This is a genomic window from Bacillus sp. 1735sda2, assembly GCF_024159245.1.
Classification (GTDB): Bacteria; Bacillota; Bacilli; order Bacillales; family Bacillaceae; genus Bacillus; species Bacillus pumilus_O.
In genome coordinates this window covers 452,447-469,746 of sequence record NZ_JAMYWZ010000001.1, presented here as the reverse complement: position 1 = coordinate 469,746, position 17,300 = coordinate 452,447, and the positions used below count along the sequence as shown (strand labels likewise).

19 protein-coding genes are annotated in these 17,300 nt (G+C 43.1%); 5 read left to right on the top strand and 14 right to left on the bottom strand.

Features of this window, described 5'->3' with window-relative positions; translation table 11 throughout:
• Nucleotides 1-127 precede the first annotated feature (127 nt).
• Nucleotides 128-739 carry a class I SAM-dependent methyltransferase gene (locus NKR21_RS02255; protein WP_041815174.1) on the top strand — a complete coding sequence of 204 codons (612 nt, stop codon included), beginning with the start codon at nucleotides 128-130 and terminating at the stop codon, nucleotides 737-739.
• A 17-nt stretch (nucleotides 740-756) separates the two neighbouring features.
• Here the strand turns inward: NKR21_RS02255 and NKR21_RS02250 are convergent, their stop codons facing one another.
• The 3 genes from NKR21_RS02250 to NKR21_RS02240 form a co-directional block, all read right to left on the bottom strand.
• Nucleotides 757-2,844, bottom strand: a complete 2,088-nt coding sequence (locus NKR21_RS02250) for a BglG family transcription antiterminator (protein ID WP_012008950.1) — start codon at nucleotides 2,842-2,844, stop codon at nucleotides 757-759.
• Between the two features lie 130 nt (nucleotides 2,845-2,974).
• Nucleotides 2,975-4,054, bottom strand: coding sequence for a C45 family autoproteolytic acyltransferase/hydrolase (locus NKR21_RS02245; RefSeq protein WP_012008949.1), 1,080 nt, complete (start codon nucleotides 4,052-4,054; stop codon nucleotides 2,975-2,977).
• Nucleotides 4,055-4,143: 89 nt separating this feature from the next.
• Nucleotides 4,144-4,776: a GDSL-type esterase/lipase family protein gene (locus tag NKR21_RS02240; RefSeq protein WP_012008948.1), complete on the bottom strand. Its 633-nt coding sequence runs from the start codon at nucleotides 4,774-4,776 to the stop codon at nucleotides 4,144-4,146.
• A 403-nt stretch (nucleotides 4,777-5,179) separates the two neighbouring features.
• Here NKR21_RS02240 and NKR21_RS02235 point away from each other — a divergent pair, with 403 nt between their 5' ends.
• Entirely contained in the window at nucleotides 5,180-5,815 is a 636-nt protein-coding gene (locus NKR21_RS02235; protein ID WP_003214444.1) for an FMN-dependent NADH-azoreductase, read from the top strand.
• A 45-nt stretch (nucleotides 5,816-5,860) separates the two neighbouring features.
• On the opposite strand, the gene NKR21_RS02230 is transcribed toward NKR21_RS02235, so the two are convergent.
• The 8 genes from NKR21_RS02230 to NKR21_RS02195 all read right to left on the bottom strand — a co-directional run bounded on the left by NKR21_RS02230 (nucleotide 5,861) and on the right by NKR21_RS02195 (nucleotide 12,535).
• The gene (locus NKR21_RS02230; RefSeq protein WP_012008947.1) at nucleotides 5,861-6,622 is read right to left on the bottom strand and encodes an IclR family transcriptional regulator; all 762 of its coding nucleotides are present in this window, start codon (nucleotides 6,620-6,622) and stop codon (nucleotides 5,861-5,863) included.
• Nucleotides 6,623-6,637: 15 nt separating this feature from the next.
• Nucleotides 6,638-7,651, bottom strand: coding sequence for a 5-oxoprolinase subunit C family protein (locus NKR21_RS02225; RefSeq protein ID WP_144457031.1), 1,014 nt, complete (start codon nucleotides 7,649-7,651; stop codon nucleotides 6,638-6,640).
• On the bottom strand, nucleotides 7,648-8,394 hold the full coding sequence (pxpB, locus tag NKR21_RS02220) for a 5-oxoprolinase subunit PxpB (protein ID WP_119124418.1): 747 nt from the start codon (nucleotides 8,392-8,394) through the stop codon (nucleotides 7,648-7,650). Before pxpB ends, NKR21_RS02225 begins: the two co-directional genes overlap by 4 nt.
• A gap of 18 nt (nucleotides 8,395-8,412) precedes the next feature.
• Nucleotides 8,413-9,204 carry a putative hydro-lyase gene (locus NKR21_RS02215; protein ID WP_119124417.1) on the bottom strand — a complete coding sequence of 264 codons (792 nt, stop codon included), beginning with the start codon at nucleotides 9,202-9,204 and terminating at the stop codon, nucleotides 8,413-8,415.
• Nucleotides 9,205-9,209: 5 nt separating this feature from the next.
• Nucleotides 9,210-10,427 (bottom strand): NRAMP family divalent metal transporter, encoded by a 1,218-nt coding sequence (locus tag NKR21_RS02210; protein WP_088004184.1) that lies wholly within the window; start codon nucleotides 10,425-10,427, stop codon nucleotides 9,210-9,212.
• Nucleotides 10,428-10,453: 26 nt separating this feature from the next.
• Complete coding sequence (locus tag NKR21_RS02205; RefSeq protein WP_119124416.1) at nucleotides 10,454-11,212, bottom strand: LamB/YcsF family protein; 759 nt, start codon at nucleotides 11,210-11,212, stop codon at nucleotides 10,454-10,456.
• 170 nt (nucleotides 11,213-11,382) lie between these two features.
• Nucleotides 11,383-12,162 carry a Cof-type HAD-IIB family hydrolase gene (locus NKR21_RS02200; RefSeq protein WP_372585407.1) on the bottom strand — a complete coding sequence of 260 codons (780 nt, stop codon included), beginning with the start codon at nucleotides 12,160-12,162 and terminating at the stop codon, nucleotides 11,383-11,385.
• Nucleotides 12,163-12,265: 103 nt separating this feature from the next.
• Nucleotides 12,266-12,535 carry an excalibur calcium-binding domain-containing protein gene (locus tag NKR21_RS02195; protein WP_012008940.1) on the bottom strand — a complete coding sequence of 90 codons (270 nt, stop codon included), beginning with the start codon at nucleotides 12,533-12,535 and terminating at the stop codon, nucleotides 12,266-12,268.
• 184 nt (nucleotides 12,536-12,719) lie between these two features.
• Between NKR21_RS02195 and NKR21_RS02190 the strand changes: the two genes are divergently transcribed.
• The 3 genes from NKR21_RS02190 to NKR21_RS02180 are packed head-to-tail and all read left to right on the top strand — an operon-like array spanning nucleotide 12,720 to nucleotide 13,680.
• Entirely contained in the window at nucleotides 12,720-13,097 is a 378-nt protein-coding gene (locus tag NKR21_RS02190; RefSeq protein ID WP_012008939.1) for a VOC family protein, read from the top strand.
• Between the two features lie 24 nt (nucleotides 13,098-13,121).
• Nucleotides 13,122-13,415, top strand: a complete 294-nt coding sequence (locus NKR21_RS02185; RefSeq protein WP_012008938.1) for a DUF5316 domain-containing protein — start codon at nucleotides 13,122-13,124, stop codon at nucleotides 13,413-13,415.
• A gap of 25 nt (nucleotides 13,416-13,440) precedes the next feature.
• Nucleotides 13,441-13,680, top strand: a complete 240-nt coding sequence (locus NKR21_RS02180; RefSeq protein WP_012008937.1) for a DUF2651 family protein — start codon at nucleotides 13,441-13,443, stop codon at nucleotides 13,678-13,680.
• A 31-nt stretch (nucleotides 13,681-13,711) separates the two neighbouring features.
• On the opposite strand, the gene NKR21_RS02175 is transcribed toward NKR21_RS02180, so the two are convergent.
• The 3 genes from NKR21_RS02175 to NKR21_RS02165 form a co-directional block, all read right to left on the bottom strand.
• Nucleotides 13,712-14,104: a RidA family protein gene (locus NKR21_RS02175; RefSeq protein ID WP_119124415.1), complete on the bottom strand. Its 393-nt coding sequence runs from the start codon at nucleotides 14,102-14,104 to the stop codon at nucleotides 13,712-13,714.
• Nucleotides 14,105-14,330: 226 nt separating this feature from the next.
• The gene (locus NKR21_RS02170; protein WP_144457033.1) at nucleotides 14,331-16,079 is read right to left on the bottom strand and encodes a methyl-accepting chemotaxis protein; all 1,749 of its coding nucleotides are present in this window, start codon (nucleotides 16,077-16,079) and stop codon (nucleotides 14,331-14,333) included.
• Nucleotides 16,080-16,178: 99 nt separating this feature from the next.
• A complete protein-coding gene (locus NKR21_RS02165) occupies nucleotides 16,179-17,300 on the bottom strand; it encodes a mannitol-1-phosphate 5-dehydrogenase (protein WP_012008934.1) in 1,122 nt (373 codons plus the stop codon).

Genomic DNA, 17,300 nt, shown 5'->3' with positions numbered 1-17,300 from the left:
TATCCTTTCATTACCACCTCATTTTTTCACTCAAACATCATTATGTGGCACAGATGCGTTTTGAAAATTGGCATGTTTCAAGATGGATAAAATCGGTTACATGATCAATAAAAAGGAGCGTTCTCACATGCTGTCAACCATTTCGAAAACCTTTAGCAGACCAAAAGGCTGGCTCGGAAGCATCGCAGGTTTTATTATGGCAAATGAAAATAAGGCACTGAATCAATGGGCGATCCAGCATTTAGATTTGTCAGATGGTGAAAACATTTTGGAAATCGGCTATGGGCCTGGCTACAGCATCAAGCATATGCTCAAGCATTATGACGATCTTCACATTGATGGACTAGATGCTTCCTCCACCATGCAGGAGCAAGCACAGTCCCGCGTCAACAAACGCTCAAAAGACAAACAAGTTCGTCTATATGTAGGAAAAATTGAGAAAACACGTTTGCCGGGAGAACAGTATGACAAAGTACTGTCAGTGAACAACTTTACGATTTGGGATGATCCAAAGACTGGCCTGCTCAACCTTTATCACACGTTGAAACCCGGCGGAAAACTCGTCATTGTGATGCAGCCAAGAGAAAAAGGTGCTGATGCCAGTCGGACAAAAGAGATGGGTGAAAACATATTGAATGATCTACAGTTTGCGGGGTTTGACCATTTTTCTGTTGAGTATGAGGAGATTCGTCCAACGCTTGCTGTCTGTGTCACAGCCAAAAAGCCGAGAAGCGAATAAGCGCTCGGCTTTTTTTCTTACCATTTTGCTTCTTTTACAAATTGATAGAACAGCTGATGCAATTTCTGTTCTATATCTTCCTTTGATCCATGACCATAAAGCGTCATGCTTTCCTCACTTTCAATGATGGATGAACTGATCAGACTAAACATTTCTGACCCTTCCTTGCCTAGCTCTTGCGGCGCCAACATCATGAGCATTCTTGACATCTGCTGCTGCCCGCCATCCATGCTTTTGACCTCGTATGCCTGATCAAGATCATACATATGAAAGATTGGTTCCTTGATGAATGCATGCTTTAAATGAAAAAGAGCAAACTCGGTACCAGGAATTCCTAAACCACCTTGCTGTTCACGTTCTAGTAAACCACTTGCTACCTCATCCGCATGTGTGATAAATCCTTCCTCTTCAAGCTGACGAAGCAGCTGCTTGATGGTTGCCTCATGCTGCGGCATCGCCTTTCTTTTTTCGATGGTAAAATGGGACAAAATGCTACGAATCACAGACATGTAATTCGTCACCTGCTCTGCTACCACCATCATATTCACGGATTCTTGCACCGATTCTTTGTCGGCTTCTTTCATTCTTTTTTTCTCAATGATATAAGGGATCTTTCGTTTTATATGAGCCTTCACACGCATCGCATCATCCTCGTTTAGGAGCGGACTGACCATGATGTAATCGATATGCTCATATGGGATAGGGACGGTCGAGACAATCATGTCATAGCTTGATGCATCGATTTCTTTTAGCTCAATCAAGGAAGACAGATCGAATTCAGCGATTTCTGGCAATTCCTTTTTTAAACGAGAAGCGAGCATTTTGGACGAACCGATTCCGCTTGAACACACGACCAATGCATGAATGTTCGTTTCTTCTTTTTTAATTTCAAGCACTGAGCCAAAGTGAAGCACAATAAAAGCGATTTCATCCTCTGGAAATGCAATCTCTGGAAAGAAACGCTCGACTCCTTCTTCAATCGCCATGAAAAGTAGAAAGTAGTCCTTTTTAATTTGTTGTGTAAGTGGATTATAGATTCTCATCTTTTCCTTTAAACGGTTCATGGCGGGTTCGAGATGAGATACGAGTCCCTCATACAATGAATCATTCTCATTTAAATGGTAGCCGGTTTTATTTGAAATAAAATCAATGAGTTTCTTCGTTCTAATCGCGATATCCAGCTCGATTTCATCAATCCGGTATTCTGCCCCAAAGCTGCGGTTGGCACTGCGCAGATGGATGGTCATATAACCAACCTCTGCTTCGGGGATCACGACATTAAACATGCGTTCAAGTGCTCTTGCGATTCGCAATGATGATTCAAATTCTTTCGTCCGCTTTAGTTCAAGCAGCTCTTCCTCTTCCATTCGAATGGTTTCGCCAAGCTGAATCCGTTCAATAGCATAGGTTAAGTGAACGACAAGCGCAATATAGGCGCTATCAGATAAAGAGAGTGACAGTCTATTTTTTAAATGAAAAAGCAGGCGTTCTACTTTTAGCAGCTGTCCTCTGCTCACAACGCCAAACACCTTTTCCGTCGCTTTCGTTCGATGTTTGATATTCATTTCAATCGTTTCTAAAAACAATTGAATATCGAGCCGGTCGACAATAAGGTTGCCGACAATCTTTCGTTTCGCTTCCTCCGGTCCTTTTAATTCAATGCCATACCCGCGTTTTCGGATCAACTGCAAACCGTAAGGCGCGATCCATTCCGTCAGTTCATCTAAGTCATAGCTGATGGTCGCATTTGTAACCTGCAAATCGGCAGCGAGTGTATATAATTTCACTGGTTCTTTTGCTTCAAGTAGTGCACATAATATTAAGAGTTTCCGTTCGTCAGAGCTATATTCAATTTGATCCTCATTTGACATATGAGCAAGAAGCCGCTGTTTATCCTCCTGTTCGCCGACGGCCTTCAAGCCTTTCCCCGGCTGTTTATCTAATGAAAGATCATAATTCTTTAATATAGGTTTAATCGATTTTAGTTCTCTATGAATCGTTCTTGTACTCACCTGAACAGATTCGGCTATCTCACGAATGGTGACATAACGATTTTGTTGAATGATGTATTTGATGATTTTCTGTTCTCGTGCCGTTATGTACATGAAATGCCTCCTTCTGCAAAAATAGGTCTATTGTCACACTTTAATATAAAACGCTTTCAACAAACGACGCAATCTTAAGTTGATCTGACTTTGGCACATAGGCTGTGACAAAATTAAATACAATGTCTAGTTATACGTTTCTCCAAAATGACGGTCCATAATCCTTTTGATGAAATTGAACCTTCTGTTCATGGAAAGGCAGTAAACCCCCTGCTTTTAAAGAATACGTCGGATTGTATACGGGAGAGCCAAAGCAATAATCCATCGTTCCTTCTTCTGGGCGAAAGATGACGGTTCGCATTGTTCCAAACAGCTCTTCATAATTGTGCACAGCCAGACCATCAGGATATTCTGTCTGGAATAGCTTCGCAAGAGAATCACTTGATTGCCTTTGTACTAAAGCTTCCATTAACATGTCGTATCTGACAACAGAATGCTGTTTCGTCATTCCTTTTGCTGTTTGATCAGCAAGCGGATGATTTGTGGCTGCAATAAACCCTGTCTCCGGTCTTCTCACCATTTTGCGGCCATCAATGATTTCTATCACAGCCGCTTCTCCTTTTCGATCGGCAAACATGAGGTGAACATTAGAGGCAACAGGCATTTCCTGAATAGAGAAAATGGCTTCCTCAACCGTTTGACAGCTTTCCAGAACAGACCGTATCACATGATACACTTGCAAACCGGCAACTGATGGAGGCTTTAAACCGGGTTCATTTCCAATCGGCGGACCACATGCAGAGAATGTGACAGAAAGACCATGCTCATTCATCCCATCAGATCTGCCAAACAAGAGCAGCGACGAGCCTGTATGATATGGCAGGCCTTTCACATGTGTCGTCACAAGACGCATATCATCAAATATCGGGGAGAAATCATAGTTACGTAACATGACCGTTTGTTGACCTGCCGCCATATTTCCCTGCCTCACACAGTGGGAACAGCCTGGCTGTAGATGAGATGAATAGAAAAAGGTCAAATAACGCTCCTCCAGTTGCATTTCATCACAAAAACCAGCAATCTCTTCTTCTAACTGAGGAAGATATGGGCGAATCATCTGCTTCGTTTCTTTCAAAGCCTCTTTTTCAAGCGGTTCTGTTCGAATGTATTGGGTCTGTAGCCCTTGCGTCTTCATCCAGACAGCCTGCTGCTTCCCCACTTCATAAGCGGTTCCTGTCATTTCATGAAAATATGCACTGATCTCCTCCATGCCTGTACACCTCTTGCGCCTTCGTTTCTTTTATCATATCGAAACCCTCCTTTATTTAAAAGAATGAAAAAAACTGCAATCACAATGGATTACAGCTGTTTACAGGATTGTTGAAACAATATTTTTGCCATTGCTTCATATCCCTTATGATTCGGATGAAATTGATCAATCGATAAGTACTCATGTTCATGTCCTTCAAACGCCCGGTACACATCCACGACTTCTACATGCGGATTTGCAGCAAGCGAGCGAAGCTGATGATTGTATTGCTGAAGCCATCGTCCGGCTATAGGTATTTGCGGAAAAGGATTATATAAATTCATGAGATACACGCAATAAGACTGCTTCTGTCCTCTTTTGATCTGAGCGATTTCTTGAATCATCTTGCTGAAATTTGCTTGGCAATGCAACGTCGCTTGCAGCAGTTTCGTTTCATCTTCACCCTTTTCATACTGCTGAATCGCTTGAACAAGATCATTCCCACAGCCTGTGATGGTGATGATATTAGCTGCTGCAATAGCACGTCTCACATTAGATCGTTTGAACAACTGTAAAATCTGATCTGTTGTTAACCCTGACTTTGCAAATACAGACAGCTCGACTGGCGCATGTGTCTTTTTTTCAAGCATCCACTGATACCGCTCAGCAAATCCACCGCCAAATAAACGCGCCCCCACTCCAACTGTTAAGGAATCTCCAATTGCAACATAGGATCGTCCCACTCTTATCCCTCACTCTCTCCTGCCTTCTCTTATATATACGACATCGGAGAACAGATGCTTGTAGCAGATGACTTAGAGGCATTCATCTTTTTTTCATAAGACGTCTTTTCAAACTCTTTACTTGCGAGATCGACTCATTTTTTGTTCAATAAGAATAGGTTTAGATGATGAAATTTGCACCTGTATGCGTTCCAGAAAAATTTACAAACTTTTTATCTTGATTTCGAGACTTTATACCTTGACTTCAAACTACATTGTGATTACAATGAAAATATCAGTTTTTATGTAACTGTGCTTGTTACATCTTTTTCATAGCATTCCACTATGATTAAAGATGCCACATATTCAGTGTATCTTTGGGATACACTAAAAAAAACACTGAAACAGAAAGGATTGAATAAACATGGCAAAAGTTTTATACATCACTGCACATCCGCATGATGAAACAGTATCTTACAGTATGGCTACTGCTAAAGCATTTATCGAATCTTATAAGGAAGCAAACCCAAGTGACGAGGTTGTACATATCGACTTGTACAAAGAAAACATCCCTCACATTGATGCAGATGTATTCGCTGGCTGGGGCAAACTGCAATCAGGTGCTGGCTTCGATACACTTTCAGCTGAAGAGCAAGCGAAAGTTGCTCGTCTAAACGAATTAAGCGATCAATTCGTTTCTGCTGACAAATATGTATTTGTTTCACCACTTTGGAACTTCTCATTCCCACCAGTTCTTAAAGCATACATCGACTCTGTTGCTGTAGCTGGTAAAACATTCAAATACACTGAGCAAGGTCCTGTTGGATTATTAACAGACAAAAAAGCTCTTCACATCCAAGCACGTGGCGGATACTACACTGAAGGTCCTGCTGCTGAACTTGAAGCAGGTCACCGTTACCTTGGTACAATCGCGAGCTTCTTCGGAATTCCTTCTTTCGAAGGTCTTATCGTTGAAGGTCACAATGCTGAGCCTGCGAAAGCAGAGCAAATTAAAGCAGATGCAATCGAACGTGCGAAAGCTTTAGGAAAAACTTTCTAATAAACTGCACGCAAAAAGCCAATGATCTTTACGGTCATTGGCTTTTTATTTGTTTAGATGAAAGCCTAATTCTCTGGAGATACCGCTTGCGGCTTTTTTGACTTGTTCTATTAAGTATGGAAGACGTTCTTTTTGATAGCCTGCTTCAAACCCTGCAATGCTAATACCTGCTGTGACTTCTCCAAGGTGATTGAAAATAGGGGCTCCAACTGCAGCTGTATAATTTTCAAGCTCCGAATAGCTTAGCGTATATCCCCGCTCATTTGATTCTTCCAGTATGTTTCGAAGAACCGCTTTATCTGTAATGGTCCCGATTCCGATTTTCCCTAGTTCAATCGAATCGATATAGGCAAGTCTCTCTGTTTCTGGTAAAAAGGAGAGAATACTTCTTGCACAAGCACCTGCATATAATGGAGAGCGCCTGCCGACGGCGGTATAGAGACGAACAGGCTGCGTTCCTTCAATTTTATCCACGTAAATGGCTTCATCTCCTTCACGAACGATGAGCTGGACAGCTTCTCCCACTTCATCCCGCAAGCCTTCCATAAATGGTCTTGCAATTCTCCGAATATCAAGGCGGTCCGCCACAAGCTGACCGTATTCTAGAAACATCAGGCCTAACCGATAAACACCTGAATCATGTTTTTCTAATAATCCCATATCGGTTAACGAGCTCGCCATGCGGTGCACAGACGTTTTCGGCATGCCGGAGAGCTCGATCATTTCATTCAATGTTAATTGATCATGGGCGATAAACAACCGCAAAATCTCCATTGATTTCACAACGGTTTTATTTGTGTTCTGCATGTCCATCCCCTTTTTCTAAACGAAGGCTTCTAGCTTAATTCTGGCAGCCAGTTCCTTCAGTTCTGCTTCTTGCTTAAATAGCGCCTGCTCTGCATCCTGATGATCGATTCGCTTAAAATACAAATTCGCACCAGGCATCGCTTGTGAAATGAGCGATAGATCAACCGTCGCAACTTCTCCAATCCGCGGGTATCCGCCTGTTGTTTGCCGATCTGCCAGCAGAATAATCGGCTGCCCGTCAGGAGGAATTTGAATAGAACCAAAGGCAACTGCCTCAGAAATCAATTCAAGCTTTTCTTTTAATTGAACTGGCTCCCCTTTCAAACGACAGCCCATGCGATCTGATTGAGGCGTGACCTGAAAAGGCTGTTCGAAAAAGGTGCTTTGAGATGATTCTTGAAAAAAAGAAAAATGTCTCCCTGGTAGCACACGAATCACGGGCGATTTTCGCAGCGGTAAAAAATGCGTATGACTGACAGTCCAATCAGGTGCGCTGTACGCCGCCTGTTTCAGATGGCTTTTGAGTCTATTAGACAATCGATTCGCTACGAGTGAAGGCTTTCCAATAGATAGGGTGTCTCCTTTTTCAAGCGGGCGTCCGTTCAGCCCACCGATTCCTGCTCTCACGTAGGTGCTTTTGCTCTCCATGATCGGCTCCACATCAAATCCACCTGCCACAGCAAGGTAAGAGCGGCAGCCCCTCTTACAAGGCCCAAAGGTGAGCGTGCTTCCTGATCGAACAAAGAATGGTTTCCATAAAGGAGCTGGCTCTCCATCAATATCGATCTCCACATCAGCGCCAGTCACTGCAATAAGCGCATCCTTTTGACACGTCAACACAGGGCCCGGCCCCATTAATGTGATTTCCAGTACGGCTTCGCTTTCCTCGTTGCCTGTGAGAATGTTGGCAATTCTAAGCGAGAGCGCATCCATACCGCCGCTCGTTAAGACGCCATACTTTTGATAGCCTTTCCGTCCTTTATCTTGAATGGTTGTGAACATTCCTGGCTTGATGACATGAATACTCAACGTTCTGCCTCCTTCATGCTGAAAAATTCCTTTTCAGACATTTGGACAAATCTGACTTCGTCTCCTGCTCTCAATAAACTTGGGACTTTTTCGTCTGGACGAAAGAGTGGCAGCGGAGTTTGTCCAATGAGCTGCCAGCCGCCAGGTGTGGAAATCGGGTAAACGCCGGTCTGCTTTCCCGCAATGCCGACAGATCCTTTTGGAATGGACATTCTCGGTGTTTCTCTGCGCGGGGCTGCGATCTTTTCAGACAGCCCGCCTAAAAACGGAAACCCTGGGGCAAACCCAATCATATAGACAAGATACTTCCCTGCGGTATGAATACGCACGACTTCCTCTGGTGTTAAACGATTGATCCGGGCGACTTCTTTTAAATCAGGGCCCAGCTCTCCTCCGTAACAGACCGGTATGTCGATGGTGCGACGCTTCCCCTGAGTCCCTTCCTGCCATTTCTCTTCAAGGAGTGTTTCAATATAGCTTTTCACCCATTCATAAGGAGATACGTCTTGTTGTTGAAGAGACGCCGATTGATAAACGGTATACGGCTCGTAAAAAACAGTCACGTTTGTAAAGGCTTGAACAGCTTCCACATATCCGTCAAATGGATGTTGTTCAATACATGAAAACAACTGCACAACGCGCTCATGAATTTCTTCACATATGTCTGTTCCTGCTTGAATCACGATCGCTGCATCTCCTAGCGGGTGAAAGGTGAAAGAATCTTTTATCGTTGAAAATGCCACTTGAGGACCCCTCTCTTTCTAAAGCACACCGAGCTGTTGATCTCGTTGATCTGTGATGAACATATGGCCAGGTGCATGGGTAATCGCAATCTCTGGTTTTGTATGCATGACGATGGCTTGCGGCGTCACACCACATGCCCAAAACACCGGGACCTCTCCTTCTTTAATCATAGATGGTTCTCCAAAGTCCGGCTGATCCACATTGGCAATTCCAATCATCGCTGGGTCACCTATATGGATGGGACCGCCGTGAACTGATGGGAATCTAGATGTCACTTGTACACTCCTTGTGATCTGATGCGCCGGAATGGGCCTCATGCTGACAACCATCGGGCCATGAAATACCCCCGCCCTTTCACAAGCGATATTCGTTTGATACATCGGAACGTTATGACCATTTTCAATATGGCGAACAGGGATATCATTCAGCATGAGCGCATGCTCAAACGTAAAACTGCAACCGATGAGAAAGGCAACCATATCATCCTCCCAATATGCAGAGATATCTGACACCTCTTCTTGAAGAATTCCCTTTCTGTAAATACGGTATTTAGGAAAATCCGTACGAATATCCGCTTTGGGCGCTGACTTTCTCGGCACGGGATCACCCGGCTCCAGTACATCAAGCAAGGGGCATGCAGCCGGATTACGCTGACAAAACAACAGAAAATCAAAGGCAAGTTCTTTTTTGACGATCATTAAATTGGCTTGAGCATATCCCTCTGCTAAACCAGCCGTTGGTCCTGTGATTTCTTTTTTACGAATCAACTCTCTGATCTGTGAAGGCTCGTATGTTTGATAGATATTCATTCGATTCAGCTCCATAGTTTTGGAATTTCATTGATAATGGTATACCCGCCCATCAATGCCATGATGACAACGACAAATGCGCCTGATACTGTCAAAAAGAATGGATGTCGATAATCCCCGACAATGTCTTTCTTATAAGCCGCTACCAGCAAGGTGCCAAGTGCGAGAGGTAAAATCAATGCATTGATCGCCCCAACTAAAACTAATATGTTCACAGGTCGTCCAATCGTGACAAAACAAATAGTCGAGAGAGCAATAAAACCGATGATAATGCCACGTTGATTTTGCTCAATTTTTGGTGAGAAGGTTTTAAAGAAGGAAACAGACGTGTAAGCCGCTCCAATAACCGATGTAATGGCCGCTGCCCACATAATGATCCCGAACATTTTATAACCAACATTTCCAGACGCTAACTGGAATACAGAAGCAGGCGGATTCGCCGGATCAATTTGTAAGCCCTTTGAGACCACTCCTAGCACGGCTAAAAATAAAGCGACACGCATCACAGATGTAATCAGGATGCCGAAAACAGAGCTTTTGGTCACCTGAGGAAGTGCATCCTTCCCTTTAATTCCAGCATCTAATAGACGATGTCCACCAGCAAAAACGATATAGCCGCCAACTGTCCCACCGACAAGTGTCACAATCGATAAAATATCAATTTCTTTTGGGACAAAGGTTCTGAGTGCCGCTTCCCCAACAGGCGGTGCTGTTGAAATCGCCACATACAGCATCAAGCCGATCATGACAAAGCCCGCTATCTGTGTGAAACGGTCCATTGCTTTTCCAGCCTCTTTGATCACAAAGATCAGAATCGCAATAACCGCACTGATAGCTGCTCCAATTCGCGGATCAATTCCTGTGATCACCTGAAAACCGAGACCAGCACCAGCGATATTTCCGATGTTAAAGGCAAGCCCTCCCATGACAATCAAAACAGCCAGTACATATCCGAGACCCGGCAGAACCATATTTGCAATATCCTGCCCTCGTTTTTCTGACACAGCGATGATGCGCCATACATTGGTTTGCGCAAAAATATCTAACAAAATAGAGATGAGAATAACAAATCCAAAGCTAGCCGCAAGCTGCTGCGTGAAGACAGTCGTTTGTGTTAAAAATCCCGGTCCGATGGCGGAAGTCGCCATTAAAAAGGCTGCGCCCATGAGCATAGACCGGTTCCCCTTTGATGCCTTCGTGTACTTCACTTCCTGTTTTTTCATGATGTTTCCCCCTTTGATGACGACTTTTATTGAAAGGCCTTGAGACGAATGCCGGCTTCTTTCAGTTTAGATGTAATGGTTTTGGCAAATTGGAGCGCATGAATGCCGTCTCCGTGTATACAAACCGTATCTGCTTTAAGCGAGATATCTTCCCCTTGAACGGTATGAACCTTCCCTTCCCTCACCATACGAACAACCTGCTGAACTGCCAGTTCATCGTCTTCAATGAGTGCATGTGGTTCACGGCGTGATGTCAGCGTCCCGTCTGTTTGATAGGTTCGATCAGAAAACACTTCATGTGCCACTTGAAGACCCATTCTCTCACCTGCTAACGCAAGTTCACTGCCTGAAAGCCCGTATAATACAAGACTTGGATCGACATGATACACAGCCTTCGCAATAGATTCAGATAATTCAGTATTTTTAGCCGCCATGTTGTACAGTGCACCATGTGGCTTGACATGCTGCATCGATCCGCCTTCTGCCTTGAGAAAGGCTGATAGAGCGCCAATTTGATAGACGACGAGATCATAGGCTTCCTCTGCTGAAATCGCTAGTGGACGTCTGCCAAAGCCGACTAAATCTTGCAGACCCGGATGCGCACCAATTTGTACCCCTTTATCTAGTGCCATTCTGACGGTTTTTCTCATCACCGTGGGATCTCCTGCATGAAAACCGCAAGCGATGTTGGCTGAGGTGACATATTCTAAAATTTGTTCATCTGAACCGATTGTATATGGACCAAAGCTTTCTCCCAAATCACAGTTGATATCTACTTGATACATAGGATCCCTCCTTGTTGTTCCGAATAACGGAACATAAAGTCCGAATATTCGAATTTATATTGATTATATCAATTTTGACTAGATTGCACATGACATTGTTAGAAAATATAACAATAGAACTAGGAGAAATAAAAAAACGAGAGGATTTCACCTCTCGTTCGTTTTTTTATTTATTTAGACAGCACCCAATGCTGGATCGCCTTTGCTACACCATGCTCTGTGTTAGGAGCTGTAATCCAATCAGCGGCTTCTTTTACCACTTCTTGCGCATTTCCCATCGCAATGCCTAATCCGGCTTCTTGGATCATGGCCATATCATTTAGGCTGTCGCCAAGTGACATGACATTGTCCATCGTACAGCCAATGCGTTCCGCTACCTTTGCAAGAGCTGCCGCTTTGTTAATGCCCGCTGCATTGACTTCAATATTGGTCGGACTTGAATTTGTGATTTCTAGATGCTCATTTGTTTTCAATGTATTGAGTACTTCCTCACGAACGTCATCATCATGAATATCAAAGCCAAATTTCAACCATTCATGGTCATGAATTCGTTCTGGGAATTCACCTCTCCACACCTTATCCACAGTGGAAGCCCAGTAATCGGTTTCGTACCTGTTTTTTAGATCCCACATCATTTGGACATGATCAGGATGCAGCAGATCTCGTTCGATCAATTGGAAGTTTGAATCCCAGATTTCACTTCCATTTGCTGTCACAAGGTAAGAAGACAGCTTAAGCGGCTCAACGAGCTCTCGGCATGTCATCAGTGTACGACCTGTGCTAATCACCACATGGACTCCTTTTGCTTCAGCATCTTTAATGGCTTGTTTGTTTTCCTCTGGAATGACGTGTTCACTGTTTAACAGCGTGCCATCCATATCAATGGCAATCAATCGGATGTCTTTCTTATCAGCTTGTATGGACAAATTGAGTACCCCACTTTGTATCATTTTTTGTAACTATCTTTATTTTAATATAAAGAGGAAGATGGCACAAAGGGACGAGTTTGATCCTATAGAAAAAAGACCTGGTTACAGGTCTCTTAAGATTGGCTTAGCGTTCACATGCAATGCCGTCTTTATCACGGTCAAGGTGCTTATTTTTAAGATAAAGTGCTTTTGATGCATACGGCTTGTATTTTGTTTTGCCGCCTTTGTTTTTCGTGTTTTTGCTTTTTGCCACGCCGCCTTTATAGACTTTGTTCAGCGCTTTGCAGTTTTTGTAGGACTTGACTGTTTTTGCATCTGCAGTGTGGGTGTCGACTTGTGTAACGCTTAGTAAAAGACCTAAGGACAAGACAGCTACCATGATTTTTTTCAACATGAATAATCCCCCTATTTTTTCTATTTTTACATTTTTATCATATGTCACCACTTTTTGTTTTTCAAGACTATTGATCTAAATATATTGATTTTTTTGGAATAAAGCGCGCTTTATTTCCTATATGGTACACTGAGTGGGAAACCTTTCCGGTTTTGACACGTATATGAAGAGAGGAGTTTTCCACATGAAAATGAAATATACCATTCTATATGTAAACGATGTTGAGGCAAGTATTCATTTTTATCAACATGTACTTGGCTTTCCTATGAAACTCAGAGTTGAATCCTATGTTGAGTTTGATACTGGAGATGTGACCTTATCAATTAACTCACGTCAGGATGTCAAAGATGCGCTTGGATTACCTGTCCCAGAAGCCAATCAAGGCTCTCAAACGTTTGAAATTGGGTTTGTTGTGGATGATGTGGAACAAACCATTGCATCAATGAAGGAAAAAGGGGTTTCGATCATTAAAGAACCTGCAAAAAAACCATGGGGGCAAACCGTCGCTTATGTCGCTGATCCTGATGGTCATTTCATTGAAATATGTGATGCCGTCTCCTAATTTTCTTTGAAGGGTGTGAACAACATGAGAAATAAACATGCCTTTATCGCCGGTGTGTGCTCAATGATTGTCATTTGCAGTGCCGCTATGATTTTGCAGCACCATGAGTGGATAGGATGGATCAGTGGTGGAATCTCTATGATCGGCATCATGATATCTGGGCTTCTAATGGGAGCTTGGACAAGCGGAGATGAGACAAGAGCCGCCTATCATTCTGAAACGAAAGAGCACCGCATGTGGCGTCTTGATACGGCCTTTCTCATGATGATCTTTGCACTTCCGCACATGGCAGTGTCGATCTTTTATTTTTTCATGTAAACACTTGTTCAAAGGAGTTTGTCATATGGCTGTTTTTATTTTATTCGTTGTATTTGGCTTCCCTATTCTTTCTGTGCTGATTGGGATTTTTGGCACAATGCTTTTGAAGAATGTTTGGATGCCGACTTTGATTGTCCTGTTAGCCAGTGTCATTCTCATGTACACATCCATTGGCGGGAATGAATCCTTTCTTATTTGGGTCATCATCTACACCGTCTTTACGTTGATCGCTGCATGGATGACAAAGCGGTTTCGGTTCAAGTAAAAAAGAACAGCTTGCACTGTTCTTTTTTTGATCATATATCGGCGCACCATAGCTCAATTTCAATTTTCAGCTCAGGCCATCCTAAAGCTGATACATAAGCAACCGTCATTGATGGGTAAGCTGTTTTAAAGATCGTATCCCACTGAGGATATAGATGATCCCAGTCGATTTCTTCCGTAGCCCATATATTGACCTTGATGACATGCTCTTCATTCAATCCTTCTGATTCAAGAATTTTTTTGATATTTTCAAACGTATTGGTTACCTGGTCGTTTAAACTTGATGGTACTTGTCCATCGATATCTGTTCCGACTTGACCGGATGTAACAAATAAACCCGCGCCCTTTGGTACTCGTGTGATATGACTATAGTTGCCAACGGGCTTCGGCATACTTTCTGGGTTTTTCCTCGTGATTTTTTCCATTTGATTTCCCTCACTCACTTTGATTTTTCTGCTAGATTTCTCTTCATGTAGACAGACTTCACCAATTTCTATCTATCCTAAAAGAAAACAGCAGTGGAGTATCCATAGCCACAAGGTAAGAACATCAATATTTTCTTTTTCATGACCGGACCACTCCTTTTGATTGCGTGAGCAAGGTTTTGATTCTTTATATAGTACCTGACAAGAGACGTTCAGTCAAAATCGTTTATAGACGATAACGCGCAATATCGTGATTCAATCGGATGCTTAGTTCATTGAGTCTTTCTGCTGCTTTTGCCACATTGGAGATCGCTGTCACTTGTTCGTCTGTAGATGCGGTGATCTCTTCAATTGCAGCAGCACTTTCTTGAGAAATATGGGCTGCGCCTTGCATGGCTTTAGTGATGAGGTCGTTTTGCTCAAGCAATGCATTCAGTTCTTTTGCCATTGCGTCTGTTTCAACGATGGTTTGTGAAATCGACGTAGAGATGGCATTGAATTCATGTTCTGTCGCATGTACCGCTTTATCTAACTCAGCAAAACGATCCATTGTGTTTGACATCATGCCGGCTGTTGCTGTCGTTTCTTCTTTAATGCCTTGTACCATTTGCTGAATTTGCACTGCTGACTGTTTTGTCTGCTCAGCTAAATTCCGCACTTCACTCGCCACAACCGAGAAGCCCTTGCCGTGCTCTCCTGCGCGTGCTGCTTCAATACTGGCATTCAGCGCAAGTAAATTCGTCTCATTTGAAATGCTTTCAATTGTATCTGTAATTTTAGAGATATCCTGTACTTTTGTACTTAATTGCTCAATGCCTACTCTAATCCCTTGAGACGCTTGTATGGACTGTTCATTTGATTGTTTTAATTGCTGAACAATTTGCTGACCCTGCTGCGACGATTGACTCGATTGGTCAGAGATTCGTTTAATTTGGTCACTTTGTTCTTTGACGTTCTCAATGGATTGATTGAACTGGGTCATTTGTTGATTGGCTACATCAAGGTCAGATGCCTGATGAAGTGTTCCAGTCGATATGTCACCAATCGCTCGTCCAATCTCCTCACTGCTTGCTGAGGTTTCTTCAGATATCGCTGATAAATCTGTCGCTGATTCGACGAGTTGACTGCTCGTCTCCTGTAGACCGCTGACAAGTGTCCGGAGTTCTCCTGACATATGATTAAAGCCTTTTGCCAGCTGTCCAATTTCATCTGTTGTTTCTTTTAAACTTGTTCGTTCAAGATTTCCCGCCGCAATTTCTTTTGAAGCAGCAGTGACTTGCTTGAGCAGTCTGACCTTTCCTCGAGCATCTAAATAAAAGACGCCAAGACTGAGAAGGGCGACACCTGCTGTAATGAGCATCATATAGAGCTTCATCTGCTCTAATTCTTTATAAAATTCATCCTGAAAGACGGCGATACCGATACTCCAATTCCATGGCGCGAACTGGCTCATATAGGCAAGCTTTTGCTTTTCTTCCCCAGTGGCATCGTCCTTATCTAAATAGGTCACATAGTGTGCATCCTCACCTTCTGATTTGGCTCCAGCGACCATTTTTTCACGATTGGTCGTGTTATCTGGAATGACGCCAATGTCATTGACGGGATGGACTTGAGAGGAATAATCTGCTCCATATGCGACAAGATAGCCTTTATTTTTATAGATAAAATCTGACTTTTGAAATTGGTACCCTTTCCCGTTGTCATTTTTAGGACCGCTCAAGTAAATACGGGCTTGTTCCTGCGCCTGTTCAAGCGTCAGTTCTTTTTTCTCTACACGATCATTCAACTGTTCAAGCGTTGCCATTGCTCCGCTAACGATGTGCTTTAAATCTGCTTTCCCCGCATCAATTAAGACATGTTTCGCTAACAAATACCCCGTTGTCCCAACAAGTCCACCGGTTAAGATCGTGATGACGATAATGGCAGACATTAATTGAAAAAAGACACTCCTTGATGCAAACATTTTCCTTTTCATATACAAATTCCCCCTTACTTCATATATCGTCAAACGGGATAAAGTATTAAAAAAGTCATCAAAAAATCCCTTTCACTCGTTGGAAAGGGATTTTTCTGATTATCGAGTTGTTTCTTTCAGAATGGCTTGATAAAGATCATCTGTTGGCGTGAGGCCACATACTTCTTCTAGCACACCTTCAATGCCTTTTTCTTTTCTTAATTTCTGCAAACGAACCGCTTCTTCGTCTTCGGCAAAGTCATAAGCAAGAGCTGCAGCAATGCCTTTGATTAAGTACACTGGCTGCTTCATCTTTTTCGCAGGACCGATTAAACGGTCATCTGCTCCTAGCTTTCTAAGAGGAGAGCGTGCGACACGAGTGACTTCATCGGAAATAAAAACATTTTCGAATCGTTTGATGATTTTTTGTATATACGCATCATGTTCTTCTTTTTTAAAGCCGTATGTGTCGATTAAATAACTGCCCGTTTCGTGAAGTGCACCTTCAACTACCTGACGAATCTCTGGTGTATCGACGGCTTCTTTAATCGTTTGAACACCTTGCTGATACCCGACATAAGCTGCTAGCGCATGTCCTGTATTGACAGTAAAGAGCTTGCGCTCAATATACGGCGTCAAATCTTGTACAAAGGTTGCTCCGTCAATTTGAGGAACGTCTCCGATAAAGCCAGTCTCATCAATGACCCACTCGAAAAAAGGCTCGACTGATACTTTTAGAATATCCTCATGGTGCTGAATCGGTACAATGCGGTCCACAGCAGCGTTTGGAAAACCAACTGTTTGTGACAGCGCCTTTTGTTCCTCTTCTGTGAGATGAGAGAAAACAGCTTCTTTTAAATGAGAGCTGCCTCCAATCATATTTTCACATGCCACGATGTTGATAATATGGTCAGGGTTTTTCTGTTTTAGTCCCTCTGCAATGGATGAAGCAATGATCTTCAAAACAGCTGGTCCAACAGCTGTTGTAATCAAATCGGCTGATGCCACAGCCTCTGTTAATGCCGCTGGATCTTGTGCAGAATTAATCGCTGTCACTGGGCCGACTATTTCTTGCTTCTGACCTGGTGCTGCGAGTTCAACCGTGTATTCTCCTCGTGCATTCAGCTCGTTGATGACCGCTTCATTTACATCGGTAAAGACAAGCTCAAAACCTGATGTTTTTAACAAAGATCCGATAAACCCTCTGCCAATATTCCCTGCTCCAAAATGAAGTGCCTTCAT

What these genes read in the sequence shown, in the direction of transcription:
- NKR21_RS02255 (WP_041815174.1), top strand. Translation starts at nt 128, where the DNA reads ATGCTGTCAACCATTTCGAAAACCTTTAGCAGACCAAAAGGCTGGCTC.
- NKR21_RS02250 (WP_012008950.1), bottom strand. Translation starts at nt 2,844, where the DNA reads ATGTACATAACGGCACGAGAACAGAAAATCATCAAATACATCATTCAA.
- NKR21_RS02245 (WP_012008949.1), bottom strand. Translation starts at nt 4,054, where the DNA reads ATGGAGGAGATCAGTGCATATTTTCATGAAATGACAGGAACCGCTTAT.
- NKR21_RS02235 (WP_003214444.1), top strand. Translation starts at nt 5,180, where the DNA reads ATGGCAAAAGTTTTATACATCACTGCACATCCGCATGATGAAACAGTA.
- NKR21_RS02230 (WP_012008947.1), bottom strand. Translation starts at nt 6,622, where the DNA reads ATGCAGAACACAAATAAAACCGTTGTGAAATCAATGGAGATTTTGCGG.
- NKR21_RS02215 (WP_119124417.1), bottom strand. Translation starts at nt 9,204, where the DNA reads ATGAATATCTATCAAACATACGAGCCTTCACAGATCAGAGAGTTGATT.
- NKR21_RS02210 (WP_088004184.1), bottom strand. Translation starts at nt 10,427, where the DNA reads ATGAAAAAACAGGAAGTGAAGTACACGAAGGCATCAAAGGGGAACCGG.
- NKR21_RS02205 (WP_119124416.1), bottom strand. Translation starts at nt 11,212, where the DNA reads ATGTATCAAGTAGATATCAACTGTGATTTGGGAGAAAGCTTTGGTCCA.
- NKR21_RS02200 (WP_372585407.1), bottom strand. Translation starts at nt 12,162, where the DNA reads ATGATACAAAGTGGGGTACTCAATTTGTCCATACAAGCTGATAAGAAA.
- NKR21_RS02195 (WP_012008940.1), bottom strand. Translation starts at nt 12,535, where the DNA reads ATGTTGAAAAAAATCATGGTAGCTGTCTTGTCCTTAGGTCTTTTACTA.
- NKR21_RS02190 (WP_012008939.1), top strand. Translation starts at nt 12,720, where the DNA reads ATGAAAATGAAATATACCATTCTATATGTAAACGATGTTGAGGCAAGT.
- NKR21_RS02185 (WP_012008938.1), top strand. Translation starts at nt 13,122, where the DNA reads ATGAGAAATAAACATGCCTTTATCGCCGGTGTGTGCTCAATGATTGTC.
- NKR21_RS02180 (WP_012008937.1), top strand. Translation starts at nt 13,441, where the DNA reads ATGGCTGTTTTTATTTTATTCGTTGTATTTGGCTTCCCTATTCTTTCT.
- NKR21_RS02175 (WP_119124415.1), bottom strand. Translation starts at nt 14,104, where the DNA reads ATGGAAAAAATCACGAGGAAAAACCCAGAAAGTATGCCGAAGCCCGTT.
- NKR21_RS02170 (WP_144457033.1), bottom strand. Translation starts at nt 16,079, where the DNA reads ATGAAAAGGAAAATGTTTGCATCAAGGAGTGTCTTTTTTCAATTAATG.
- NKR21_RS02165 (WP_012008934.1), bottom strand. Translation starts at nt 17,300, where the DNA reads ATGAAGGCACTTCATTTTGGAGCAGGGAATATTGGCAGAGGGTTTATC.